Annotated in this window: 22 protein-coding genes and 1 pseudogene; 8 read left to right on the top strand and 15 right to left on the bottom strand. The window is 68.3% G+C overall.

Annotation, left to right across the window (positions count from 1 at the left end; translation table 11 throughout):
* Positions 1 to 14: 14 nt before the first annotated feature.
* Both fabV and murA read right to left on the bottom strand, forming a co-directional pair.
* Entirely contained in the window at positions 15 to 1,184 is a 1,170-nt protein-coding gene (gene fabV / locus OG558_RS43000; protein ID WP_405068174.1) for an enoyl-[acyl-carrier-protein] reductase FabV, read from the bottom strand.
* A gap of 71 nt (positions 1,185 to 1,255) precedes the next feature.
* The gene (murA, locus tag OG558_RS42995) at positions 1,256 to 2,542 is read right to left on the bottom strand and encodes a UDP-N-acetylglucosamine 1-carboxyvinyltransferase (RefSeq protein ID WP_405068173.1); all 1,287 of its coding nucleotides are present in this window, start codon (positions 2,540 to 2,542) and stop codon (positions 1,256 to 1,258) included.
* A gap of 49 nt (positions 2,543 to 2,591) precedes the next feature.
* Between murA and OG558_RS42990 the strand changes: the two genes are divergently transcribed.
* Positions 2,592 to 3,179, top strand: a complete 588-nt coding sequence (locus OG558_RS42990) for a cob(I)yrinic acid a,c-diamide adenosyltransferase (RefSeq protein WP_405068172.1) — start codon at positions 2,592 to 2,594, stop codon at positions 3,177 to 3,179.
* Between the two features lie 7 nt (positions 3,180 to 3,186).
* Here OG558_RS42990 and sppA read toward each other — a convergent pair whose 3' ends face one another.
* From sppA to OG558_RS42965, 5 genes are all read right to left on the bottom strand, one after another.
* On the bottom strand, positions 3,187 to 4,839 hold the full coding sequence (gene sppA, locus OG558_RS42985; protein ID WP_405068171.1) for a signal peptide peptidase SppA: 1,653 nt from the start codon (positions 4,837 to 4,839) through the stop codon (positions 3,187 to 3,189).
* Positions 4,840 to 4,918: 79 nt separating this feature from the next.
* Positions 4,919 to 5,869: a hypothetical protein gene (locus OG558_RS42980; protein WP_405068170.1), complete on the bottom strand. Its 951-nt coding sequence runs from the start codon at positions 5,867 to 5,869 to the stop codon at positions 4,919 to 4,921.
* A 110-nt stretch (positions 5,870 to 5,979) separates the two neighbouring features.
* Entirely contained in the window at positions 5,980 to 7,104 is a 1,125-nt protein-coding gene (locus tag OG558_RS42975) for a CU044_5270 family protein (RefSeq protein WP_405068169.1), read from the bottom strand.
* The gene (locus tag OG558_RS42970; RefSeq protein WP_405068168.1) at positions 7,101 to 7,718 is read right to left on the bottom strand and encodes an RNA polymerase sigma factor; all 618 of its coding nucleotides are present in this window, start codon (positions 7,716 to 7,718) and stop codon (positions 7,101 to 7,103) included. Before OG558_RS42970 ends, OG558_RS42975 begins: the two co-directional genes overlap by 4 nt.
* 132 nt (positions 7,719 to 7,850) lie before the next feature.
* A complete protein-coding gene (locus OG558_RS42965; RefSeq protein ID WP_405068167.1) occupies positions 7,851 to 8,183 on the bottom strand; it encodes a hypothetical protein in 333 nt (110 codons plus the stop codon).
* A 127-nt stretch (positions 8,184 to 8,310) separates the two neighbouring features.
* Here OG558_RS42965 and OG558_RS42960 point away from each other — a divergent pair, with 127 nt between their 5' ends.
* The 4 genes and pseudogenes from OG558_RS42960 (at position 8,311) to OG558_RS42945 (ending at position 13,181) form a co-directional block, all read left to right on the top strand.
* A complete protein-coding gene (locus OG558_RS42960) occupies positions 8,311 to 8,679 on the top strand; it encodes an STAS domain-containing protein (protein ID WP_329480055.1) in 369 nt (122 codons plus the stop codon).
* 74 nt (positions 8,680 to 8,753) lie between these two features.
* Positions 8,754 to 10,736: a methylmalonyl-CoA mutase family protein gene (locus tag OG558_RS42955; RefSeq protein ID WP_405068166.1), complete on the top strand. Its 1,983-nt coding sequence runs from the start codon at positions 8,754 to 8,756 to the stop codon at positions 10,734 to 10,736.
* 850 nt (positions 10,737 to 11,586) lie between these two features.
* Positions 11,587 to 12,447 (top strand): annotated as a pseudogene (locus OG558_RS42950) (hypothetical protein); the annotation flags it as partial.
* 47 nt (positions 12,448 to 12,494) lie between these two features.
* Complete coding sequence (locus tag OG558_RS42945) at positions 12,495 to 13,181, top strand: hypothetical protein (protein ID WP_405068165.1); 687 nt, start codon at positions 12,495 to 12,497, stop codon at positions 13,179 to 13,181.
* Here OG558_RS42945 and OG558_RS42940 read toward each other — a convergent pair.
* Positions 13,150 to 13,752 (bottom strand): TetR/AcrR family transcriptional regulator, encoded by a 603-nt coding sequence (locus OG558_RS42940; RefSeq protein ID WP_405068164.1) that lies wholly within the window; start codon positions 13,750 to 13,752, stop codon positions 13,150 to 13,152. The genes OG558_RS42945 and OG558_RS42940 overlap by 32 nt on opposite strands.
* Before the next feature lie 77 nt (positions 13,753 to 13,829).
* On the opposite strand from OG558_RS42940, the gene OG558_RS42935 reads away from it, so the two are divergent.
* Both OG558_RS42935 and OG558_RS42930 read left to right on the top strand, forming a co-directional pair.
* On the top strand, positions 13,830 to 14,780 hold the full coding sequence (locus tag OG558_RS42935) for a patatin family protein (protein WP_405068163.1): 951 nt from the start codon (positions 13,830 to 13,832) through the stop codon (positions 14,778 to 14,780).
* Between the two features lie 115 nt (positions 14,781 to 14,895).
* Complete coding sequence (locus tag OG558_RS42930) at positions 14,896 to 15,726, top strand: aldo/keto reductase (protein ID WP_329480044.1); 831 nt, start codon at positions 14,896 to 14,898, stop codon at positions 15,724 to 15,726.
* Here the strand turns inward: OG558_RS42930 and OG558_RS42925 are convergent.
* From OG558_RS42925 to OG558_RS42910, 4 genes are all read right to left on the bottom strand, one after another.
* Positions 15,681 to 16,913: an MFS transporter gene (locus tag OG558_RS42925; RefSeq protein WP_405068162.1), complete on the bottom strand. Its 1,233-nt coding sequence runs from the start codon at positions 16,911 to 16,913 to the stop codon at positions 15,681 to 15,683. The two genes, OG558_RS42930 and OG558_RS42925, sit on opposite strands and share 46 nt — an antisense overlap.
* Positions 16,914 to 16,954: 41 nt before the next feature.
* Positions 16,955 to 18,142: an amidohydrolase gene (locus OG558_RS42920; protein ID WP_405068161.1), complete on the bottom strand. Its 1,188-nt coding sequence runs from the start codon at positions 18,140 to 18,142 to the stop codon at positions 16,955 to 16,957.
* Between the two features lie 26 nt (positions 18,143 to 18,168).
* Entirely contained in the window at positions 18,169 to 18,801 is a 633-nt protein-coding gene (locus tag OG558_RS42915; RefSeq protein WP_405068160.1) for a GntR family transcriptional regulator, read from the bottom strand.
* Positions 18,802 to 18,886: 85 nt separating this feature from the next.
* Entirely contained in the window at positions 18,887 to 19,375 is a 489-nt protein-coding gene (locus tag OG558_RS42910; RefSeq protein ID WP_405068159.1) for a pyridoxamine 5'-phosphate oxidase family protein, read from the bottom strand.
* An 84-nt stretch (positions 19,376 to 19,459) separates the two neighbouring features.
* Here OG558_RS42910 and OG558_RS42905 point away from each other — a divergent pair, with 84 nt between their 5' ends.
* Entirely contained in the window at positions 19,460 to 21,349 is a 1,890-nt protein-coding gene (locus OG558_RS42905; RefSeq protein ID WP_405068158.1) for a hypothetical protein, read from the top strand.
* Positions 21,350 to 21,364: 15 nt separating this feature from the next.
* Here OG558_RS42905 and OG558_RS42900 read toward each other — a convergent pair whose 3' ends face one another.
* From OG558_RS42900 to OG558_RS42890, 3 genes are all read right to left on the bottom strand, one after another.
* Positions 21,365 to 22,087 (bottom strand): isocitrate lyase/phosphoenolpyruvate mutase family protein, encoded by a 723-nt coding sequence (locus tag OG558_RS42900; protein WP_405068157.1) that lies wholly within the window; start codon positions 22,085 to 22,087, stop codon positions 21,365 to 21,367.
* Positions 22,088 to 22,093: 6 nt separating this feature from the next.
* Positions 22,094 to 22,558 carry a carboxymuconolactone decarboxylase family protein gene (locus tag OG558_RS42895; protein ID WP_329480030.1) on the bottom strand — a complete coding sequence of 155 codons (465 nt, stop codon included), beginning with the start codon at positions 22,556 to 22,558 and terminating at the stop codon, positions 22,094 to 22,096.
* Positions 22,559 to 22,811: 253 nt separating this feature from the next.
* Positions 22,812 to 23,528, bottom strand: coding sequence for a TetR/AcrR family transcriptional regulator (locus tag OG558_RS42890; protein WP_405068156.1), 717 nt, complete (start codon positions 23,526 to 23,528; stop codon positions 22,812 to 22,814).
* Between the last annotated feature and the right edge of the window lie 69 nt (positions 23,529 to 23,597).

Raw genomic sequence — 23,597 nt, 5'->3', positions numbered from 1 at the left:
CCGGCTGGGCTGGGTTAGGGCCAGGGTGTGTCGACTTCGGTGGGAGATTCGTAGTTGGTGGTCGGGACGTCGAAGCCGTAGAGGCGGCGGACCTCGGCGAAGAACCATGCTGTGTCGGCGACGTTGGTGATGTTGTCCTGGGTGGCGGACTCCCAGCGATCGCGGACGGCGGACTGGACGTCGTCGTTCAGCTCCCAGCGGTCGAGCCTGATCCGGCCCTCGTCGTCGAGGTCCAGTGGGGTCGCGCCGGTGAGCTGGTCCCAGAGCGCGATCGACTGCTGGATCGGGGATTGCAGCTCGTCGCCGAGGACGTTGTGCAGGAGGCTGACGTAGAGGCCGATACCCGGGATCGCGGAGGATGCCTGGGTGACGGCGGCGCCGTTGACCGAGGTCATCGCCTGGACGCCGTCCTTGCTCAACGTGAGGGCGGTCTGTTCGAGGTCGGCCTTCGCGGCGCCGATCGAGCCCTGGCGGTAGATCGGGCCGGTCAGGTCGGAGCCGATATAGGTGAGAGCGACTGTGTTGAAGCCGGGGTTGAGCAGACCTCGCTCGGACAGGGCCTCGACCCAGCGAGCCCAGTCCTCGCCGCCCATCACCTTCACCGTCTGCGCGATCTCGTCGTCGGTCGCGACCTCGATGCCGACCTCTTGGAGGACCGGTTGGCCGTCGTCGAAGGCGAGGCTCTTGGTGGTGTGCGCGGCCCCGATCGCCTTGATCGCCGACTGGTACGTCTCCCCGTTCCGCTGATCCACCCGGCGAGGTGCGGCCACGCTGTAGATCAAGTGGTCGATCCCGCCGAACCGCTCGGCGATCAGATCGAGCACCTCGGTCTTCGTGGTGTCCGCGAAGGCATCCGCGTTCACGAAGGAAAACGAGCTGCCGAGCTCGGCGGCGAGCGCCGCGGTCTCGGCGGTGCGATACCAACCGGCGGTCGCAGTACGACGAGCGGTAGGCGCCTTCTCGAAGGACACTCCGACCCCATCGATCCCGTAGCGCGCGAGGCCGGCGATCGTCGTCGCCAACCCGTAGCCGGAACTGGAGCCGATCACGAGTGCCGTGCGGCGTTCCGGCGCACGGCGATCGACTTGGGCGGCCAGGTCGCGGACCAGTTGGGCACATCCGGCGGGATGTGAGTCCAGGAACAGGAATCCACGGCCTACGGGCTTGATCACGCGCTCACTCATGCCGACGACCCTAACCCGCCGGATCGGCTCCGCAGGGCGGAGTGCGGGGAGAATGCGCCGAAAAGGCGAGTTCAGTTCCAGTACAGTTCCGCGTCGTCCGGCTCGACCGTGACGTCCGCGCCGAGGCGGCGGAGGTTGCCGGCGAAGTCGGTGTAGCCGCGGTGGACGTGATGCGCCGCGGACACCAATGTCTCGCCCTCGGCCGCGAGGCCGGCGAGCACCAGCGCAGCGCCGGCCCGGATGTCACTGGCCACCACGGGAGCGCCGGACAGCCGCGGTACGCCGCGAACCACCGCATGGTGACCGTCGGTCTGGATGTGCGCGCCCAACCGAGTCAGCTCCTGCGCGAACGTGAAGCGGCCTTCGAACAGGTTCTCCGTCACCATCGCCGCGCCGTCACTCAGCGCGTTCAGCAGGATCACGAAAGCCTGCAGGTCGGTCGCGAAGCCCGGGTAGGGGAGCGTCACCACGTCGACCGGCTTCGGCCTGTCGTTCATCCGCACCCGGAACCCGGAATCGAGCACGGTGATCTCCGCGCCGGCCTTGTGCAGCTTGTCCAACGGCAACTCGAGGTGCTCGGCGCGGCCGTTCGTGATCGTCACGTCGCCCTTGGTGATCGCGGCCGCGAACGCCCAGCTCCCGGATACGATCCGGTCCGCGACCACGGTGTGCTCGACCGGCGTGAGCAGACCGGTCACTCCGGTGACCTCGATCCGCGGCGACCCGGCGCCGTCGATCTGGGCGCCCATCTCGACCAGCAGCGCGGCGATGTCCTGGATCTCCGGCTCCCGCGCCGCGTTCTCGATGATCGTCGTACCGCCGGCCAGCACGGCGGCCATCATGATCGTCTCGGTGGCGCCGACGCTCGGGAAGTCCAGCCAGACCTCGGCGCCGTGCAGCCCCTGCGGTGCCTCGGCGATCACGAAACCGTGCTCGATGTGCACCTTCGCACCCATCGCCTCCAGACCGGCGACGTGCATATTCAGTCCGCGGGAGCCGATGTTGTCGCCTCCTGGCAGCGCGACCTCCGCGCGGCCGCAGCGGGCCAGCAGCGGACCGAGCACCGAGATCGACGCCCGCAGCTTGCGCACCAGTTCGTAGTCGCACTGGTGACCGATCTCGTGCGGTACGGCGATGGTCGCGATCTGCTCGTCCGCGTCGACCTTCGCCGAGCATCCGAGGGTGTCCAGCAACTGGGCCATGAAGGTCACGTCGAGGATGCCCGGCACCTGCCGCAGCGTCGTCGTACCCTCCGCCAGCAGTGCCGCAGCCATCAGCTTGAGCACGCTGTTCTTCGCCCCAGCGACTTGCACCGCCCCAACGAGGCGTGCCTCACCCGCGATCCGAAACCGTTCCACCGCACGACTGTAGCGAACCGTTGTCCCGGCACTTGCGTAGAGTCCTCGCATGGCTGTGAACTTGACGCGGATCTACACCCGCACCGGTGACGCTGGCGAGACCCGCCTGGGCGACAACTCCACCACCTCGAAGACGGATCCGCGGCTGGCGGCGTACGGCGAGGTGGACGAGGCGAACTCGGCGATCGGTGTCGCGATCGCGGCCGGACATCTGAACAGCACCCTGGTGGTGTTGCTGACCCGGATCCAGAACGATCTCTTCGACGTCGGCGCCGACCTGTGCAACCCGATCGCGCCGGATCCGGAGTATCCGCCGCTGCGCATCACCCAGGAGTACATCGACCGGCTCGAGAGCTGGTGCGACGACTACAACAGCCGCCTGACCAAGCTTCGGTCGTTCATCCTGCCCGGTGGCACCGAGGGCGCCGCCTACCTGAACGTCGCCCGCACGGTGGTCCGCCGGGCCGAGCGAGCCGGCTGGGTCGCCGTCGAGGCGCACGGTCCGTCGGTCAACCTGCTCGCCATCACGTACCTGAACCGCCTGTCCGACCTGCTCTTCATCCTCGGTCGCGTCGCCAACCTGTCGTCCGGCGGCGACGTCCTCTGGGTCCCGGGCGGCGAACGAACCACCCCGTGACGTCGCTCTAGCTCAGCTGCCAGCTCAGCGGCATGGTCAACAAGCCAGTGGGTGGCAGACCGAGCGCCGCGTAGATGCTGCTGGTGACGCCGTCCAGAGTGAGCGGCTGCGTCGTGACCGCGAGGTCGTCGGTGGTTCTCGGAGCGCGAAGTTGATCCAGCAGGTTGCGATGCGGAACGCTCGCCAGCCCGATCTCGTCGCGGTCCAGACCAGCACGGTTGCAGGCCAGGGTTAGCGCGTGCTGGAAGCCGCCGAGCTCGTCGACGAGCTTGCGGGCGTGCGCGTCGGCACCGGTCCAGACCCGACCGCGGGCCAGCCCTTCCAGCTGCTCCTCGGGCAGACCACGGTCCTGCGCCGCCTTGGCGACGAAGTCCTTGTAGATGCGGTCGAGGGTCTCCTCGAGCCGCGCCCACTGGTCGTCGGTGAACTCCTCCTGCGCCGAGTACATCCGCGCGTTCGTACCCTCCGACACGGCCTCCTGCGAGATCCCGATCCGCGCCAGCGCATCGCGTACGACGCCCTTACCGGTCAGCACACCGATGGAGCCGGTGATCGTGCCCGGCTGCGCGACAATCACATCGGCCGGCATGGCGACGAAGTACCCACCTGATGCCGCCACACTGCCCATCGACGCGATCACGGGCCGGCCCGTCGACCTCAGCCGCAGCACCTCGTTCCGGATCGCATCCGACGCGACATACGAGCCACCTGGGCTGTCGACTCGCAGTACGACGGCCTTGACCTTGTCGTTCTCGCCCACGGCTCGCAGTGCGGCGCCGACCGTGTCAGAGCCGGACCCAGGACCACCAAATGGGCTGCTGGAGTTGCGACCGACGGTGATCCCGCCAGACACGCGTACGACGGCCACCAGCGGCTTCTGCGGCCAAGGGAGTGTCTTGCGCACGTCCTGCAGAGTGCGCGGACCACGCCGGATGTAGCGCTCGGCCAGCAACCGACTGTCGTAGCCGAGTTGCTTCTGCAGTTCGTCGTACACATTGGAGCGGTAGCCGAGGCTGTCGACCAGTCCGGCATCCAGTCCGGCCTGTGCGTGGAGCGGTGCGCTGTCCACGAGCTCCCGCACGCGTGCGGTGTCCAGACGCCGCCGTACGGCGATCCCCTCGACGATCTGTTCGTACGCCGACTCCGCGAGCCGCGATGCCATCTCGCGGGCCGGTGCGGTCATCTCCTTCTCGGTGAACGTGTCGGCGGCGGTCTTGTACTCACGCCGCTTGCCCAACTGCGGGATCACCCCGGCCTTGTCCAGCGCACCGCGGATGAAGACGGCCTGCACCGAGACACCGGTGATGCCGATGTCCCCGGACGGCTGGACCCAGATCTCGTCGAACGCGGTGGCCAGGTAGTACGCCACGGTGCCGCTGCCGCCCTCACCGAACGACTCTGTCCACGCGACCGCGGGCTTGCCCGACGTACGGAAATCGGCGACCGCCTCGCGCAGATCCTGCACCTGGGCGAGCGAGAGCCGCTGTCCGCCCAGATGGGCGACCACGCCGGCCACCGCATCGTCGCGGGCACCCTTCCGCAGGGCCGCTACCAGCTCCCGCAATGTCGGCAGGTGGCGCGCACGGAACGCGGCCACCGGCGAAGCGGGCGGCGTCTCGAGTACGCCGCGGGTCAGATCCAGCTCCAGCAGAATCGCCATACTCCGACCCTAAACCCGCGCAAAAGCCCTGCCCCCGTCCGGCAGGGCCGAGCGGGGGCAGGGGAGTGCGACTAGTGGATCATCCGCCGACGCGCTGCGGACCGTAGGCTCCGGTCAGCAGGAAGTGGACCTTCGCCCCGAAGGACGCCTGGAAGCTGCCGTAGCTCTTGATTGCCGTGGTCGGGCCGGTGGCGCGGCCGACGGCGAAGATCGTGCCCAGGTTGGTGTCGTGGTCGAACGCCGCCAGCAGCGTGCTGGTCGCGCCGCAGCGCTGGGCCACAAGCGACTCGTACGAGCCGAACCCGCTGGCCCGGACCTGCGTCACGATCGGCTTCATTGGCGCGGTCACCGGCACCCGCACCGTGTACAGGGCACCGCCCCGGGTGGTGACGAGCAGGGTGTCGTACGTCGCGGTCTCGGCGATCAGTGTCATCGCCTTGACCGAACTGAAGCCCGGCGCCGAGCCGTAGGAGCGCGCCGCGTTCGACACCGTGTAGCGGTAGAGCGAGCCGTTGGCGTGCAGGCCGTACAGGAAGTAGTGCTGCTTCGCGCCGTACACGTAGTTGGAGTCGGTGATCTGGTTGAAGCCGCTCCATCCGGAGCCCAGCTTGGTCGCCCGGACGGTCGGTGTGGTGGCCGTGCCCGTGTAACTGGACACCGCGGCGTACAGGTTCCCGCCCTGCAGGACCATGCCGTAGAACGTGTCGTTGCTACCGCTGGATTCCAGGTACCAGGTGGAGCTCGCCCGGACGCCGAACAGCTTGTACTGGTCGAGAGCAGCCACCGTCGGCGGCTTGGTGGCAGTGATGTCGTAGCCGCCGGCGGTACCGGTGGCGTTGACGGCGCCGACCGACACGCCACAGGCCGCGGTGGCGGCCTGCGCGGCGGTGGTCGGCAGCTTGGCCGCGGCCTTGCCGGCGGACCGGAACGACTCCGGCTTCGGCTTGGTCGCGCCCGCGGTCACGGGGACCGCCGCTGCCGCGACCAGGCTGAGCCCGGCCATCGTCATCGCAACACGTCGCATGGTCATCTAGAGACTTACCTTTCGAGTACTCGATGCCCGCTCGGGCATGCGCCCGTACATCGTTTTCGCGATACTCGGCGTTACAGCAACCATTTGACGAGCCCGATGGCGGAGGGCTAGCTGATTCTGGCCGATGGTGGGGTGGGATTCTCGTCGGTCCAGCCGGACTCGAGGACGACGGTGGAGCCGGGCTTGGGGGCGCCGATCGACGAGCTGAGCAGGCGGCCGGTGACTGGGTCGATGATGTACGAAGCGCCGCTGCCGAACAGGAACGTCTTGTCGCCGCTGGCCTTCGACAGGTCCGCGGCGAGCGTGATCTCGGTGCCGACCCGGCCGATGGGGTCCTTGACGCCGGCCTGGATGTGGGTGCCGGGCAAGGCCGCGAGTACGCGCAGTGCCGCGCCGCGCAGCTTCGGTGGTGAGGGCAGCTCGAACAGCAGGCGACCGGCCGCGGCAAAGACTGGGTAGTCCCGCTCGGCCGCGGTGTCAGCCGGGCCTGCGCTCCTGGCGAGCATCGCCTCGAGCGCGACCGGGTCGGTCGGGAGCGCTGCGATCTGCTGGGCGCTCAATGGCTTGTCGCCGGTCAGGTAGTAGCCGGGCGGGACGTCGCGGAACGACATCTTGTTCACGACCGGCCTCTCGTCCTCGGTGGTGATCGGGTCCACCTCGTACGGCAGCTGCCAGGACGTCGGTGATCCCTGGGCACGCCACTTGGCCGCGTCGGCCGCGGTCGCCGGACTGTAGGCGAGATTCACCCAGCCGAACCACGACTGGACCCCCGGCTTCATCGGCATCCAGCTCTCGCTGATGGATCGCCGTTCGAGCGTGTACTTCGGACTCCCGACCCGGGTGTTCGCACTCAGATGCAGACTCCGGACCCGGAAGTATTTCCCCGAGACCTTCTCATCCACCTCCTGCCGCACCGCCGCGGCAATCAGAACCTGAGCCGCCGTCATCAGCCGCGGCGCGGTCGGCGTCACCGTCGCACCGGGCGCGGCTCCGCCGCCATCCCCACCGCCGCCGACCAGCAACGCCCCACCAAGGCCCACCACGGCCACCACTGCGGTCACTGCAGTAACAGCGGTCCCCACCCACCCCGCGCGTGCCGCCCCAGGCCACCTCTGACGCGTCCTCTCCTCGCGGATCAGCGCTTCCACCTGCCGTCGCGCAGCCGCGGCTGCTTCGGGAGTGGGCGCGTCCGCATCCGGGAAGGCGCGGCGGAGCTGTTCGAACTCGTTCATGACGGGTCCTCGAGGGTGGCGCGGAGGGTGCGGCGGGCCCGGGAGAGGCGGGAGCAGACCGTGCCGTACGCGATCCCGAGCGCCGCGGCGACCTCGTCGTACGTGAGATCGCCGAGGGCGACCAGGAGCAGCACCTCGCGGTCCTTGGTGGAGAGCTTGGCCAGGGCGGCGGCGATTTCGCGGCTCGCGACCTGCGCCGTGACCTGGGCGGCGGTCCGGTCCTCGGGGGCGCCCACCGGCACCGGCAGCGGCAGCTTCGCGATCGCCCGCCAGGCACGCACCTCGTCGCGGCGATGCCGGCGGATCAGGTTCGTCGCGATCCCGTACAGCCAGGCCCGCACGACTCCGTTGCGCCGGTCGAACCGCTCCCGCTGCCGGAACGCGATCAGGAACGTCTCCGCCGCCAGATCGTCGGCGATATCGATCCCCAGCCGGCGAGCGACGTACGCGTGCACCTGACCGAAGTACCGATCGAAGATCACCGTGAACCGGTCCGGCTCCCGCACCGACGCCTCCAGTACGCGGCCGTCCTCGTCCATCGCGGTGTCCGGTACGGCGGCACCCGGCGAGCGACCGGGGAAGTCAACGGCCAGCGAGGCCACGTCGGGCGTCATCGAACTCCTCAGATCTGGTGCGCTGCCGCTCGGCTCACCTTGTTCTTGTCCGATGTCCCCAGAACCCTTCTCGCTACCCCGAGCTGCCGGGACATGGACGCGCGAGAGCGCTCCCTGGAGGACAGAGAAGAGTCAGGAAGCGTCGAGCAGGCCGCGGGCGGCGGCCTCGTCCTGCGGCCAGACGTAGACGGTCCAGCCGTCCTTGGTGCGCGCCGCGGTCGCCTTGATGCCGAAGTCCTTCAAGGTCGACACCGTGACGCGGGCCTCGTTGTAGGTGCGCACGGTCCGCACGTCGCTCAGCAGCCCGAACGCGTCCCGCTCGGCGGGGCGGTCGTCGACCCGGCGAACCAGCGACCCGCCCTTCGCCTTCGAGAAAGCCCAGCGGCAGAGCAGTACCATCAGTCCGGCCAGGGCGATGGCCAACACCGGAAAGACGAAGTACTGGTCGGCGAACACGGACACCATTGTCTCGCGAAAAGAAAAGATCGTGAGGTCTTGGCAACCTTCCCTGTCGCCAGGGAGTCTTTACCAACACAAACGCTGCCACGCGGCCGATGACTCGGGGGCCGCCGGAAGAGCGGAGGGCACGGACATGCTCGCACCGACCCACGACACGACAACTCTGCACACAACCGCCCCATCCTCGACGGTGACCCCGGCCGAGAACAATGTGGTGCATCTGACCGGCATCCTGGACGTCCGCTCGGTGGGCGACGTCCGGCAGACCCTGAACACACTGATCGACACCTCCGACGGCGATGTCATCGTCGACCTGGAGACCGTCGACGCGGTCGACGCGACCGGCCTCGGGCTGCTCGTCGCGACCCATCGCCGGACCCAGCTCCTCGGCCGCCAGCTCGTGCTCTGGCACCCGATGCCCTCGGTCGTCCGCATCCTCGCGGTCACCCGGCTCCACCGCATCCTGCACGTCGAACGCAGCCCCCTGCCGATCGGCGCCTGAGTGTGACGTAAGCCCTGGTGACACCCGTCACGAGGTGCGGACTCACAAGGGAACACAGTCCTACTCTCGGGTACATGGCGACCGAGAAGGATCGACCGTGGGTGATGCGGACGTATGCGGGCCACTCGTCCGCGGCGGAGTCGAACGCGTTGTTCCGGCGGAACCTGGCCAAGGGCCAGACCGGCCTGTCGGTCGCGTTCGATCTCCCGACCCAGACCGGGTACGACGCGGACCACCCGCTGGCCAAGGGTGAGGTCGGGAAGGTCGGCGTACCGGTCGCGCACCTGGGCGACGTCCGTGCGCTGTTCGACCGGATCCCGCTCGCGCAGATGAACACGTCGATGACGATCAACGCGACCGCGATGTGGCTGCTTGCGCTCTACCAGGTCGCCGCCCAGGAGCAGGGCGCGCTTGCGGACGAGCTGACCGGCACGACGCAGAACGACATCGTCAAGGAGTACCTGTCCCGCGGCACCTACGCGTTTCCGCCGGACGCGTCGCTGCGGCTGACCACCGATGTGATCGCTTACACGGTCGCTCAGATGCCGAGGTGGAACCCGATCAACATCTGCAGTTACCACCTGCAGGAGGCCGGCGCGACGCCGGTGCAGGAGCTCGCCTTCGCGATCTCGACGGCGATCGCCGTACTGGACAGGGTCCGCGACGCGGGTCAGGTCCCGCCGGAGCGGTTCGGCGACGTGGTCCAGCGGATCTCGTTCTTCGTCAACGCCGGCGTGCGGTTCATCGAGGAGACCTGCAAGATGCGGGCGTTCGTCCGGCTCTGGGACGACCTGACGCTGAACCGGTACGGCGTGACCGACGCGAAGGCGAGGCGGTTGCGGTACGGCGTACAAGTGAACTCACTCGGGTTGACCGAGGCGCAGCCGGAGAACAACGTCCAGCGGATCGTGCTCGAGATGCTCGGCGTCACGCTCTCCAAGAACGCCCGGGCCCGCGCGGTCCAGCTGCCGGCCTGGAACGAGGCCCTCGGTCTGCCGCGTCCGTGGGATCAGCAATGGTCGCTGCGCATGCAGCAGGTACTCGCGTACGAGTCGGACCTCCTCGAGTACGACGACATCTTCGACGGATCGCACGTGATCGAGGCGAAGGTCGACGAGTTGGTCGCCGGTGCGCGCGAGGAGATCGACCGCGTGCAGGCGATGGGCGGCGCGGTTGCGGCCGTCGAGAGCGGCTACTTGAAGCAGGCGTTGGTCGCTTCGCACGCCGAGCGGCGGCAGCGGATCGAGTCGGGGGAGCAGGTCGTCGTCGGCGTCAACAAGTTCGAGAACACCGAGCCGTCGCCGCTGACCGCGGACCTCGACACCGCGATCCAGACCGTCGACCCGGCGGCCGAGTCCGCGGCGTTGGGGTCATTGCAGAAGTGGCGGGCAGAGCGTGATGGTGCCGCCGTCGAGACCGCGCTGGCCAAACTGCGCGAAGTCGCCAAGACGACCGACAACCTCATGCCCGTCACCCTGGAGTGCGCCCGCGCGGGCGTGACCACGGGGGAGTGGGCCGGGGTGCTGCGGGAGATGTACGGCGAGTACCGTGCGCCGACCGGGGTGTCCGGATCGGTCGGCGTCTCCGGCGGTGGTGCGGCGATCGCCGCCGTACGCGAGAAAGTCGCCGCGACGTCCGAGGAACTCGGCGGCCGGTTGCGCTTCCTGGTCGGCAAGCCCGGCCTCGACGGTCACTCCAACGGTGCCGAGCAGGTCGCCGTCCGGGCGCGTGACGTCGGCTTCGAGGTGATCTACCAGGGCATCCGCCTCACACCTGAGCAGATCGTCGCCGCCGCGGTCGCCGAGGACGTCCACTGCGTCGGCCTCTCGATCCTCTCCGGCTCCCACATGGAACTGGTCCCTCAGGTGGTAGCCGGCCTCCACAAGGCGGGCCTGGAAGACGTCCCTGTCGTCGTCGGCGGCATCGTCCCCGACGCCGACGCCCGCGCCCTCCTGGCCGCCGGCGTAGCCGCCGTCTACACCCCCAAGGACTACGACCTCACCGGCATGATGTCCAACGTCGTAGACGTAATCCGCCACGCCAACAAGCTCGCGTAACCCACGTGTGCTCGCCGGCGGGTGGAGCACATGAGCACAGTGTGGGTGACAGGGGGGCTGCGGTGCGGTCGGTGGGTTCGGGGGCTGCGGGGGTCACCCGTTGGGAGTGCGGACATGGGGTGTGGTGTCCGTGGTCTCGATCAGGTGTCCGAGGTCCGGAGAGTTGCTTGACCGAGTCCCCGGGGAAGATCCTGCGTACCGACGAACGGGTAGTAGTCGGCCACGCCCAACCCGACCGGCCGGCCTTCAGGCTGACCACCTCACCCAGGTGCCCGCGCCGGCCGACCACTACCCGTCCGTCGGTACACCGGGGCCCCTCCCCCTTTCCCCGCCCGAGCCCTCGGGACCCGATCGGTAGGTCGACCTCGGGCGGGCGCGCGAGGTCGACTTTGGGCACCAGATGGTCATTGTGCGGGCGGTTTCGTGGTTGAACCGTGCCCAAGGCGGCGAGCCTGGCCCGGGTACACCCACGGAAACGACAGGGGAGCCGCTATTTCGTGTTCACGGTCCCTGTTTGGGGTGCACGGCGCCGCGCTGTGACCGCTGCGCTGCGTATCGGTGGCGGCGTGATCTCGGTGGGGTTCGCTAGGTCTGGCGTGCGGAGCGGACTGCTGCCACTCACCAACCTCGATCGACGACCCCTGGCCACGCTCGCATCGGAAAGCGCTCGACTGGAAACGGCAGGTTGGTGAGTGCCAGCGGTCCGCCACGAGGCGCGGTTATGAAGCGGCGAGGTCTGTAGGGACCGGGCGTCGGTAGTGTGCACGGCGACTGGGGTTCAGGCAGGCGAGGAGGCGTGGTGGAGTCAGTTGCGGGTGGCGCCGTACGGGGTGACGGGGATCGGCCGATTATGGCGATTGCCTCGCCGGAGTTCATTGTCGAGCGGGATTTCGTTGCGTACGGCGTGAGTGGTGGGGACTACGAGTTCGTGTGTTGTCTGAACTTGTTGGTGGGTGGGGAAGTGGTCCGGAGTGCGACAGGGCGGGACAGCGACACTCTCGTGCCGGGTAGTTGGGATGTGCGGGAGTACGCCGGTCGACAGGCTCGGTTGCAGGTGGTTGATCGGGCTAATGGGCACGTGATCGTCGATTATGTGGTGCAGACCGATCATCCCGACGTACGGCCGGTGGCGACGGAGCCGTTGTACGGCGAGCGATGGCGGCCGCGGCACCACTTCACGGCGCGGCAGTTCGTGATGGATCGGCTGAATCCGGGGATGCGCCAGGAGGGCTGGCTGAACGACCTGAACGGGCTGGTGTACTACGACGGCGAGTACCACCTGTTCGCCCAGCGATGGAACAAGTGCTGGATCCATGCCGTCAGCAACGACTTGGTGCACTGGACCGAGTTGCCGCCCGCGTTCTTCGAGGAATCGCTGGACACGGGCGTGCAGTCCGGGTCGGTGGTGATCGACTACGGCAACACGTCCGGGCTGTCACCTGATCCGGACGAGCCGCCGATGGTTGCCTTCTGGTCGCGCAACGACAACCGGAGTCAGTGTCTGTCGTTCAGCCTCGACAAGGGGCGCACCTGGCAGCACTACGCCGGCAACCCGATCATGACGATGCCCGAGCGCGACCCGAAGGTGTTCCGCTACCACGCAGGCGAACACTGGGTGATGATGCTGTACGGCGACCAGCAGTATCACCTGCTCACCTCGACTGACCTGTTGCACTGGACCGACACCGGCAACGTCGTACCGAACAGCTATGAATGCCCCGACTTCTTCGAGTTGCCGCTGGACGGCGGCGACACCAAATGGGTGCTGGTGCGGGGAGACGGAAGTACTCGGTCGGCGACTTCGACGGGACGCGATTCATCGAGGAGTCCGAGCAGGCGCTGTCCGACGCCGGCCCCAACTTCTACGCCACCCAGACCTGGAACAACACCGAGACAGGCGACGGCCGCCGTATCCAGGCCGCCTGGATGCGGGACGGTGTCTATCCGGACATGCCGTTCAACCAGCAGGTCACGTTCCCGTGCGAGCTCACCCTGCGCACCCTCGACGGCCGCCCACACCTCTTCCGTACGCCGGTACGCGAGCTGGCCACTCTGCACTCCGGCACCAGGCATTGGTCCGGCCTGGTCAAGCCGGGTGACGACCAGGTCCTCACCACCAATCCATTCGAAGCGGACCTGCACCTCGAGGTCGCGATCACACCCGACGCGACCCTCACCGTGAACGTCTCCGGTGCACCGATCCACCTCACCAGCGGCAGCGTGACCTCAGGCTCGGAGCCCCAAGCCCTCTCCGGCCCACTGTGCACCGCTCAGGTCCTCATCGACCGGACCTCTCTGGAGCTCTTCGCCAACGACGGCGAAGTCTCGATCTCCCGCTGCTACCTGCCGACCGACCGAGGCGTCGTCCTGAGTTCGACCGCACCCGTCTCCGTTACCTCGACGCTCCACACCCTCACCTCGATGTGGGTGCCTGGAAGCCGTTGAGGACGGCGTTGACGCCGAGGCGCCAGCGGCGGTTGATGGACTGCTTCGACGTTCCCAGCCGGTGCGCGTTCTCGGCTGCGGCCAGGCCCTCGACGAAGGTGAAGAAGACGAGGGCGATGTCGGTCGGATCGCCGGTGAGGAGCTCCGCATCCACCGCGTCGCGGACGTGCTGCACGAAGATCCTGCGGACCTTCACACCGGCGTTGGTCTCGTCGTGCGTGGGATCGAAGTCGGCGAACGGCCGGGAGAACATGACCTCGGCGAGCACCGGATGCGCCTGGATGAAGCCGCGGAGGGCATCAGCAAGACCTCGCAGGGCCTCGAGTGGGTCCGCGGCCGGGGGGAGCGCGGAGAGTTCGTCTGCCAGCATCCGGAAGCCCTCGAAGAAGACCGCCCGGATGAGTCCCGCCTTGTCGCCGAAGACCTCGTAGATCGCCGGGACGGAAGCATTCGCGCGGCGTGCGACCGTCCGCGTGGTCAGGCCTGCCACGCCCGCTTCGTCGAGCACTGCCAGCGCGCTCGCCAGCCCGCGCTCGTGGAGCGCTTCGGTGCGTTGTTTCAGCCGGGGCACGACCCGACCGTAGCACGCGCCGGTGCATCCGAACCAACGTTATGGAACGACGATACAGAACGAGGTATAAAGGAGCTGTGACCGACACCGTCCTGAAGTTGCTGCGTGACCGTCAGGAACAGCGAAGCACGCCCGGACGCCGTAGCGACGACGCCCGCGTGGCGCTGCTCGTCGAGGGCGGGAGCTCTCGCGGTGCGTACTCGAGCGGGATGACGATCGCCATCGAGCAACTGGGACTGTTGCCGAGCTTCGATGCCGTCTACGGAAGCTCGGCCGGAGCGCTGAACGCGGCCTGGCTGTTGTGCGGCCGCGCTGAAAGCACCATGCATGCCTGGTGGGATCCCATGATCATGGGGACGACCATCAATCCGAGACGCGTCCTGCGGCGCAGCCGGCCCGTGGTGGACACGCGCTACCTCGTGCACACCGTCTACATCGAGATCATGCCGATGGGATTCCAGGAGATTCTCGACAACCCCGTCGAGCTCCACCCGATCGCCACGGACGCTCTGACCGGCAAGGCCGCCGACCTGCACGGACACATCCACGACCAGGCCAGTCTCCAGGCCGCGCTGCGGGCTTCGGCGGCGATGCCGTTGCTCGCCGGCGAACCGGTCGAGATCGACGGACGAGCGTACGTCGACGCCGGTCTCAGCGAAGGGACGCCGGTACGCACGGCCCTGGACCAGAAGGCCACGCACATCGTCGCGTTTCGTACTCGGCGCATGGACGAGACCCAGTCGGCTCCGTCCCGGGCGGAACGGATGCTGATGTCGCGATGGTTCGCTCGGCACGCGCCGGGCGCGCTGGATCCGTGGTTGCGTCGCGTCGAGATCCGGGCGGAGGAGGAGCGGCTCCTCGCGTCGCACCCTGCGACGCTGCAGATCCGCCCGCCGTTGGGGAGCGTGCGCATCGGCCGCACCGAGCGGCGGCCAGGTCCGCTCCAGACAGCCGTCGACACCGGCCGGCAAGCGGCGCTGGACGTGCTGGCTGCCGGCGTCGACGTACCCTCCCGTGGTTCAGGCTGAGGAGGCCGGCATGCGTGACTTCACGGCGCCGGCGGAGGCCGGCCCGCGCGACGCTGGCTCGGCTCATCCTGGACTTCGCGAACGGAGCGTTGAGCTGACGTGGTAGAAGAGGAGCATGGCTGCTAACGACGCTCAGTTGACGCGGACGCTCTCCAACGGCACCGAGATCCCCGTGGTGGGTCTCGGGGTGTGGCAGGTGCAGGACGGCCCGGAGTGTGAGCGGGCGGTCGAGTGGGCGCTCGAAGCGGGCTACCGGCTGATCGACACCGCGCAGGCGTACGGGAACGAGTCGAGTGTCGGGCGGGCGATCCGGAACAGCGGCGTACCCCGGGAGGAAATCTTCCTCACGACGAAGTTCTACCCGGGTGGTCGGGACCCGCACGCCGAAGCGGCGAAGAGCCTGGAGCGGCTCGGGACCGATTACCTCGACCTCTACCTGATCCACTGGCCGCAGGGTGGGCCGACGTGGGCCTGGCCCGGGATGGAGCAGGCCAGCGAGGCCGGTCTGACGAAGGGCATCGGGATCTCGAACTTCAGCGCCGGGGAGATCCAGGAGCTGCTGAAGGTGAGCCAGATCCAGCCTGCGGTCAACCAGATCCAATTCAGCCCGTTCGAGTACCGTGCGGGCCTGGTCGAAGCGTGTGAGGAAGCGGGCATCGTCGCCCAGGCGTACAGCCCGCTGGGCACCGGCCGGCACCTCGGGGATCCGGTGGTCGACCGCATCGCGTCCGCAGCCGGACGTACGCCGGCACAGGTCCTGATCAGGTGGGCCATGCAGAAGGGCCTGTCGGTCATCCCCAAGTCGACCCACCAGGACCGCATCCAGGAGAACTTCGGCGTCTTCGACTTCGAGCTCGACGACGACTCCATCGCCGCACTGGACGCCCTCGACGCCACTCGTCAAACCTCCGACGCGCTGTCTCGCGACGGCAAGTGGTGGTCCTGACCGCCGTAGCGGAGGAGCTGAGGGGTCCACGCAGCTAAGGCGAACATCAGGAGGACCAGGAGGGTCGCACTGACGAAGGCGGTCGCGCTGATGCCGAAGTGCTGCGCGAAGGCGCCGAGAATCAGGGACGTGACGGGCATGACGCCGATGGCCAGCTCCTGGACTCCCAGGGCCCGGCCGTGCAGACGTACGTCGGTGGTCATCAGCAGCAGCGTGGTCTGCAGGACACCGAACGCCGCGCTCAGCACTCCGATCGCTGTCATGAGCACGAACGACGCCGCCGGACTCCTGGACACGGCGAACAGAGCCCACATCGCGCCCCACGCCGCGGTGCCGAAGACGAACAGGCCACCCTTGAAGCGGAAGTCGCCGAGCCAGGCGATCACCAGCGAGCCGGCCAGGCCGCCGAGGCCACTGCAGGTCAGCAGCCAGCCGAGGCCCGCGGCATCCAGGCCGAGCGACTCTTGGGCAAAGACAGGGATGAAGGACTGCGCGATCGGCCACACCAGGGTGTTCGCGGCCAGCGTGACCAGCAGAACCGTTGCGGCCATGCGGTTCCGGCAGATCGCGCGCAGCCCGCTGACGACCATCCGGACCGAGGAGCCGGTGTGCTCGTGAACGACCTGGCCGAGTCCGCGTAAGGGCAGCAGGAGGACGAGCGAAACGGCGTACCAGATCGTCGAGACCCAGAGCGCGGCCGGCGCGCCCAGAGCGTTGATCAGGAGACCGCCGGCTGCGGGGCCGATGACCTGCGTCATGTTGAGCGCCATCGAGTTGAGCGCGTTGGCGTTGCTGAGGTTCTGACGCCCGACCAGGTCGAGCACCAGTGAGGCTCGCGCCGGCTGCGACGGTGACTGCGCGAGTCCGAGGGCGAGTCCGCCGACCAGCAGCACGCCGTACGACGCTCTGCCGAGCGACGCGAGCGTGGCCACGACACTGACGGCCGCCAGCGCCCACGAGCACGCGATGACCAGCAACCGGACCCGGTTGTGCCGGTCGGCGAACGCCCCGGCGAACGGCCCGAGCAGCAACGGCGCCAACCGCACCGCACCGAACACCGCGAGCAGGAAGTCGGAGTGGGTGGTCTCCCAGGCCAGCCACCCCAGGACGAGCGTCTGCGTCCACACGCCGCCGAAGAAGAACAGGTTGGAGAACCAGAGCAGCCGGAACGGGCGGTTCTCTCGCAACGAACCGAGTGTCCGCCCGACCACCGCGGTACGACGGGTATTCACATCTGGAGTTCGCCGTTGTGGACGACGATCCGTCCGCCGGCGACGACCAGTTCCCGGCGAGGCGCACGGACGAGCGCATCCGGCACGTTCTCGGCGTCGATCAGGACGATGTCCGCGCGTGCCCCCGGGACGAGGTCATGGTTCTCGCGGTGGACGAACCGTGCGCCGGCGGTCGTCGCGAGCTCGACCGCGTACGTGAGGTCCGCATCGGTGCGCAGCCCGTGCAGCCGGGCGAAACCGCGGGCGACCTGCAGCAGGTCGCCATCGCCGTACGGCGACCACAGGTCGCGGATGCCGTCGGTGCCGAGGCCGATCGCGACGCCCGCCGTACGCATCTCGCGCCAAGGGAGGGGCGCCGAACCGACCGGTGCCACCGTCGTCCACGAGATCCCGGCCGCGCCGAGCTCGTCGACAAGCTCTGCCTGGCGCGCCGCGGACAGCTCGCCGAGGGCGAACCCGTGGGACACGTTCACCTTCCCCGCGAGACCGGCCTGCCGGGTGCGTTCGATGATCAGCTCGTACTGGAATCCGCCGAGCTGACCGCCGTCGTGCAGATGAATGTCGATCCCGACACCACGTCGTACGGCGATGTCGAACAGCGCGTCCAGCTGACCGACCGGGTCGCGGTCGATCGACGCCGGGTCGAGGCCGCCGATACTCGTGGCGCCCTCCGCCGCGGCTTGGTCCAGCAGATCGAGTACGCCGGGACGCCGGAGTACGCCGTCCTGGGGAAACGCGACGATCTCCACCTCGACCGCGCCGTCGAGTGCGGCTACGGCCTCGCGGACGTTGGCGATCCCGCGCAACCCGACTCCGAGGTCGACGTCGATGTGGGTGCGGGTGGCCGTCGTCCCGTGCCTGAGGAACTCACGCAGCACCGCGGTTGCACCGGCGACACTCGGGATTCCGTACTTGTCCCGCTCGGCGCGCTCATGAGCGATGCGTCCTTGGGTGGTCGGCTGGCCGCCGTACGAGACCCACGGCTGCCCCCACCAGCTCTTGTCGACGTGCGCGTGGGCGTTGACGAACCCGGGAAGCGCCAGCAGTCCGCGCCCGTCAACACGCTCCGCCTGGTCGGCCGCCGTACCGGCCGGGGTGATGTCCGTGATCACGCCGTCGGCAATCACCAGGTCAACCAGGTCGCCACCCCAAGGGCGGACGTCAGCAAGCCGCAGGAAGGTCATGGCCGCAATGGTATACCAAATGGAGATTAGCTCCGGCCGGCCCGCAGCAGAGCCTGGGAGTGGGCGAGGTGCTCGACGGCGAGCCGCTCGGCCTCGGCGACATCGCGGTTAGCGATCGCGGCGTACAGCTGCTGGTGCTGGCTGGCGACCGCCGGCAGATCGTCGTGCTGTGACATCAGCCAGCGCTTCCGGCTGCGCAGCGGGCGTTCGATCTCGACCAGGAGCTCGTTGGACGCCAGTTCCGTCACGATCTCGTGGAAGTCGGCGGCCTTCCGCCGGGCCAGGACGGAGTCGCCTGCCTGGGCCGCGGCGAGTTGCTCGTCCAAGGTCCGCCGCAGCCGGTCAAGACCCGCACGGGTACGGCGTTCGGCCGCGAGCCGGAACGTCAGTGGCTCGAACGCGGCGCGAACCTCGTTCAGATCGGCGATGTCGGAGTCGGTGAACTCGCGAACGACGGCCCAGGACCGGGGCCGCAACGTCACCAGCCCCTCAGCGACCAGCGCCTTGAGTGCGTCCCGGACCGGCACCCGGCTGACGTCCAGCGCCCCGGCCACCTCGCGCTCGACGAGCCGTTCCCCCGGCAGGCGCACCCCGTCGAGGATCTCGCCCCGCAGCCGCCGCGTCACCCGCTCCGTCTCGGACTCTCGACTCTCAGTCATCGGCTCTCCTGATTGGTATACCACCACCCAGGATGCCCTAAGAGTCCACAATCCCCAGCCTGCCTCGCCGAGAATGTGCCTGGGCTCAACCCGCCGACTTCTCCTTGATGAGGTCTTCGACCGACTTCGGGATGGTGGTTTCGAAGTCGAGGAGTTTGGCCCAGGTGGGGGTGACCGTGATCAGGCCCATCTCGGAGTAGAGGCCTTTCACGCCGGCCTCCCACTCGGGGTACTGCTCGTCGGTCATCACCTTGTGGCCGGCGAACAGGTAGCCCTCCGGGACGCCCTGGACCACCTCGACCACGGCGGTGCCGCGGATCAGGAGCGCCTTCGGCGGGAACGCGCCGCTGTCGATGGTGAGGGCGACCTTCGGGTTCTTCCGCACTGCCGCGACCTTGGCCGACTTCGGCACCGTCGCCATCAGGATCCGCCCGCCCTCGATCCAGAAGCCGATCGGGATCACCCGTGGGTCGCCGTCGAGACCGTCGTACGCGAAGCGGGCCGGCTCGGGGCCGTTGAGCAGTTGCTGGGCGTACGGCTTGGCCAGAATCGCGGCGATCTCGTCCTTGGTCATGGTGCTGACCCTTCCACTCGGAGGTGTTCTCATCAGGGGGACGGAGCCGCTTCCCGGTCCTCGACATGGATAGGTTGACGAATCGTGGAGATCTTTCGCTGCGGTGCCGGGACGGTCCACGTCGGGGACGACGGAGCGGTCGAGCAGGTCGTTCATCCGGACGGCCGGCGGGTGCTCCTCGACGAGGGACCGGTGCACGACAGCCTGCATGCCTGGGGCAAGGGCTTCGTCATCACCGAGCGCGGCAGCCATCGCTTCGACAGCCCGGCGATGGTCCGCTGGCGGCAGACCGGGATCGACCTGCTCTATCAGTTCGGCGAGCTGGAGTTGCGCGTCGGCCGGCGGTTCGGGGATCAGTGGACCGAGACCTACGAGCTCCGCAACACCGCGGCCGACCCAGTCGAGATCGGTTCCCTCGCGATCAGTACGCCGTACCGCGACGTCTACACGTCGAGCCGGGAGAGCCTGACGGGCGCTGTCCACGCGCACGTCTGGACCGGCGGGGCCGACGCGTGGGTGTGGGCGGTCCCGATGGACGGCAGCGGTCCCGGGCTCGGCCTGCAGCTGAAGGAGGGCGAGCTGTGGGCGTACTCGATCGAGTCGCGTGAGCCCGGGACCAGCAGCAACGTCCGCGGCCACATCTACCTCCACGTCACCGACCACGCCCGCGCGCCGCACGCGATGGGCGGTCAGCCGGCTGTGTCACTGGCTCCCGGCCAGTCCTACCGCTGGACCTGGCAGTTGGCCTGGTACGACGACCTGCCCGCGTTCCACGCGGATCGTGAACCACTGATCAACGCCGACCAGTTGGCTGCCGAGGTGGGTGAGACGATCCACCTCGCCGGCGCCGGCCCGAGCGAGGTCAGCAGCGACGAACCCGGAGTGATGTACGTCGACGCGACCGACGGCAAGCGGGCCGCGCGGATCGCCGTACTGTTTCATCAACCACTGCAGGAGATCGCGGAGCGGCGGGTGCGGTTCGTCCTCGACCGGCAGCGGCGTCCGGAGCTGGCCGACAGTCGCACGTACGCCTTCGTGCCCTACGACAACGACAGCGGCCTCACTGTGCTGTCCAGCGCCTGGCGGGACTGGTCCGACGCGCGCGAACGGATCGGGATGGCGCAGCTCCTGCAAGAGGTCCGCGCCCGCGGCTGGGGCGACCGTGCGGAGCTGGATGAGGCGCTTGCCGGGTATGAGCAGTTCGTCCGAGAGCACCTCGTCGACGCGGACGGCGCGGTCCACGACGACAGCATCCACAAGACCGCCGTGCGGCTCTACAACTTCCCGTGGTTCGCGCGGTTCTTGCTCGGCCAGGGCGATCGGGCCGGAGCGACCCGCATCCTCAACCGGTACTACGAACTCGGGGGCGACCACTTCCTCGCCTTCGACCTCGGTCCACTGCTCAGCGAACTCGGTCTGCGTGACCATCTGGTCCGGCACGCGCGGACCTTCATCGAGTACGGCGATGAGCTGCCGCCCCACGAGGTCAACTACGAGCAGTCGATGGTCGCGCCGCTCCTCGAGCTCCTGGTGGCGGCGTACCGGACGGCGCCCGACGAGATCGATGGCGCCGAGCTCAGCCGTCGCTTGCCCTGGCTGACCGCGTTCGCTGCGGACCAGCCCGACGTACGCCTGCGACACGTGCCGATCAGGCACTGGGACGGGTACTGGTTCGGGCGGCTGCGGTTGTGGGGCGACGTCTTCCCGCACTACTGGTCCGTCCTGAGTGCAGCCGTGTACGCCGCTTGGCCGCGCGAACTCGTCGACACCGAGCGGGCAGCCTGGCTGGATGCGGCGGCCGACGCGATTCTTCGTGCGAACCTGACCAATTTCGCGGCAGACGGCTCAGCGACGTGTGCCTTCGTCTATCCGAGTTGTGTGAACGGACAGCCCGCCCACGTGGCCGATCCGCTCGCCAACGACCAGGACTGGGCTCTGGTGTACGCAATCAGGCACAGTGATAGGCCGTCCTGAGGACGGCCCATCACCTCACGCCAGCGTTGGAAGCAATTCCCGCAGCGAATCCATCAGGTGCTTGTGCAGGCTGGCGCCGTACGAGATACGCGTAGCCCCGGCGCCCACCAACTCGGCGGCCGTCGGTCCGCCCGGTGCCGCGTGGGCGTTGACCGGTCCACCGACGCCCTCGACCACCGCGGTCAGTTGGTCCGTCGGCGCCATGATCGGGTACACGCAATCCGCACCGGCCCGGCGGTACTCGCGGCCCCGGCGCACCGCATCATCGACCGCGCCGGCCTGGTCGGCGCCGGGACGGACGAAGGTGTCGATGCGGGCGTTGATCACCAGGTCGGCTCCGGCCGCGGCGCGAACCTCGGCGAGGTAGTCGGCCTGCCGGGCCGGGTCGGTCAACTGACCGCCGACCGAGTCCTCGAGGTTGCAGCCGACCGCGCCCGTCTCGAGCAACCTGTCGACGAACTCCTTGGCCGGCAACCCGTACCCGGCCTCCATGTCCGCGGTGACCGGTACGTCGACCGCCCGGACGATCCGAGCGACGGCGGTGAACATCTCGGCGGGCGGTGTCAGCTGGCCGTCGTCGTACCCGAGGACGCGGGCGACCGCCCCGCTGCTGGTGGCAACAGCGGGGTAGCCGGCCTCGGCGATGATCCGGGCACTCACCGGATCCCAGGCGTTGGGCAGGACCAGGGGAGTGCCGCCGTGGTGGAGGGCGCGGAACAGTTCGGCTGTGGCTGTCATCGGGGCTCAGCTCGGCTTGTAGTGGCCGGGCTCCATCCTTCCGGTAACGCCCACCCGGGTCCACATGTTGATGGTGATGATCAATGCGATCAACTGTGCAAGGTCCTTCTCGTCGAACGCCTGCGCAGCAACGTCGTACACCTCGTCCGGCACGTGGTCGACGCTGATCAGCGTGATCGCCTCGGTCAGCGCGAGCGCGGCCTGCTCCTGCTCGGAGTAGAACTTCCGGGCCTCCCGCCAGACCGGCAGCAAGGTGATCCGCTGCTGGTCGTCGCCGACGTGGAGCAGATCCAGCGAGTGCATATCGGTGCAGTACGCACACCCGTTGATCTGCGAGGCCCGGATCCGCACCAGGTGAGCCAGCTTCGGATCCAGCCCCCGATCGGAGACCGCATCCAGTTCGATCATCGCCTTGTAGAAATCAGGAACCACGCTGGCGAGCTTCACCCGCCGCGTCATTGTTGAACTCATATCCCCACGCTATGACCACACCGGCCCAGGCACGTGGTCCACTTCCGACCAAGATCCAGGGGCCAATGCGCTCAGTAGGCGTCCGGCCCCCGAAATCACCAAGGGGTCATCGGAACTTCCGGGCTCGGGATGGTTGGTGGGGTGGTCTGAGGATGGAGTTGCGCACCGGTAGTGGCGGTCGATCCGGTCAGCCAACCGCCACAAACAACAACCACTCCATCTGTTGACGGTGCGCCCTGAGCACGCGCCGAAGTCATCCGTGCAGATCCCCGCTACCGGCGTCGCCGCCGTTTGCTGACTGGAGGGATGCGCTGAGGGCGTCGAGGATGAGGTTGAGGCCGAAGTCGAATTCGTCGGCGAAGTCGTAGGTGGTTTTGAAGTAGTAGCCGGTAGCCATCTCGACGAGGTGGGGGTAGTCGCCGGCGGTGAAGTGCTCCATGATCGACTCCGCGACCGGCGCCACGGTGTCGGGGCCTTCGAACGGGAGGCCGGCTTCCTGGAGTGCGAAGCCGTAGGTGTAGCTGTCGATCAGGGCGTAGGCGTGCGCGGTCATCTCCAGCGAGAAGCCCGCCGCGCGCAGGGTGGCGAGGACCGCGTCGTGGTGGCGCAGCGTCGCCGGGCCCGGGGCGGTCCGGGACTCCATCAACCCGATCGCCCAGCGATGCCGCCGCAGCACCTGACGGGCGGACGCAGCGCGCCGGCGCAGTTCCGAGCGCCAGTCGCCGCCGGGTGACGGCAGGTCGATCTCACCGAAGACCACGTCGACGATGCCGTCGAGGATCGCCTCCTTGCCGGCGACGTGGTAGTAGACCGACATCGGTTTCGCGCCGAGCTCCTGGGCGAGGGAGCGGATCGTGAGTGCCCCGAGCCCGCCGGCGTCGGCCACCCCGACGGCGGCGTTCAGCACCCGCTCCCGGCTGAGCCGCTGGCGTGCTCGCGGTGCGTCGCTGTCGCGCACGGACTTTTCCACCCCCGGACCATAGCAGTTTCGTACAAAGTACGATACGTTGGCCGTACTTAGTACGAAAGGCCATCGGCG

It is taken from the genome of Kribbella sp. NBC_01510 (genome assembly GCF_045040325.1).
In the GTDB taxonomy this organism is placed as follows: domain Bacteria; phylum Actinomycetota; class Actinomycetes; order Propionibacteriales; family Kribbellaceae; genus Kribbella.
Note: the sequence above shows the minus strand (reverse complement) of the source record. Positions and strands in the feature narration are given on the sequence as shown.

What these genes read in the sequence shown, in the direction of transcription:
- OG558_RS42955 (WP_405068166.1), top strand. Translation starts at nt 8,754, where the DNA reads ATGGCGACCGAGAAGGATCGACCGTGGGTGATGCGGACGTATGCGGGC.
- OG558_RS42945 (WP_405068165.1), top strand. Translation starts at nt 12,495, where the DNA reads ATGGGTGCTGGTGCGGGGAGACGGAAGTACTCGGTCGGCGACTTCGAC.
- OG558_RS42895 (WP_329480030.1), bottom strand. Translation starts at nt 22,558, where the DNA reads ATGAGTTCAACAATGACGCGGCGGGTGAAGCTCGCCAGCGTGGTTCCT.
- OG558_RS42900 (WP_405068157.1), bottom strand. Translation starts at nt 22,087, where the DNA reads ATGACAGCCACAGCCGAACTGTTCCGCGCCCTCCACCACGGCGGCACT.
- OG558_RS42920 (WP_405068161.1), bottom strand. Translation starts at nt 18,142, where the DNA reads ATGACCTTCCTGCGGCTTGCTGACGTCCGCCCTTGGGGTGGCGACCTG.
- OG558_RS42910 (WP_405068159.1), bottom strand. Translation starts at nt 19,375, where the DNA reads ATGACCAAGGACGAGATCGCCGCGATTCTGGCCAAGCCGTACGCCCAG.
- sppA (WP_405068171.1), bottom strand. Translation starts at nt 4,839, where the DNA reads ATGGCGATTCTGCTGGAGCTGGATCTGACCCGCGGCGTACTCGAGACG.
- OG558_RS42975 (WP_405068169.1), bottom strand. Translation starts at nt 7,104, where the DNA reads ATGAACGAGTTCGAACAGCTCCGCCGCGCCTTCCCGGATGCGGACGCG.
- OG558_RS42990 (WP_405068172.1), top strand. Translation starts at nt 2,592, where the DNA reads ATGGCTGTGAACTTGACGCGGATCTACACCCGCACCGGTGACGCTGGC.
- OG558_RS42965 (WP_405068167.1), bottom strand. Translation starts at nt 8,183, where the DNA reads ATGGTGTCCGTGTTCGCCGACCAGTACTTCGTCTTTCCGGTGTTGGCC.
- OG558_RS42960 (WP_329480055.1), top strand. Translation starts at nt 8,311, where the DNA reads ATGCTCGCACCGACCCACGACACGACAACTCTGCACACAACCGCCCCA.
- OG558_RS42970 (WP_405068168.1), bottom strand. Translation starts at nt 7,718, where the DNA reads ATGACGCCCGACGTGGCCTCGCTGGCCGTTGACTTCCCCGGTCGCTCG.
- OG558_RS42915 (WP_405068160.1), bottom strand. Translation starts at nt 18,801, where the DNA reads ATGACTGAGAGTCGAGAGTCCGAGACGGAGCGGGTGACGCGGCGGCTG.
- OG558_RS42980 (WP_405068170.1), bottom strand. Translation starts at nt 5,869, where the DNA reads ATGACCATGCGACGTGTTGCGATGACGATGGCCGGGCTCAGCCTGGTC.
- OG558_RS42930 (WP_329480044.1), top strand. Translation starts at nt 14,896, where the DNA reads ATGGCTGCTAACGACGCTCAGTTGACGCGGACGCTCTCCAACGGCACC.
- fabV (WP_405068174.1), bottom strand. Translation starts at nt 1,184, where the DNA reads ATGAGTGAGCGCGTGATCAAGCCCGTAGGCCGTGGATTCCTGTTCCTG.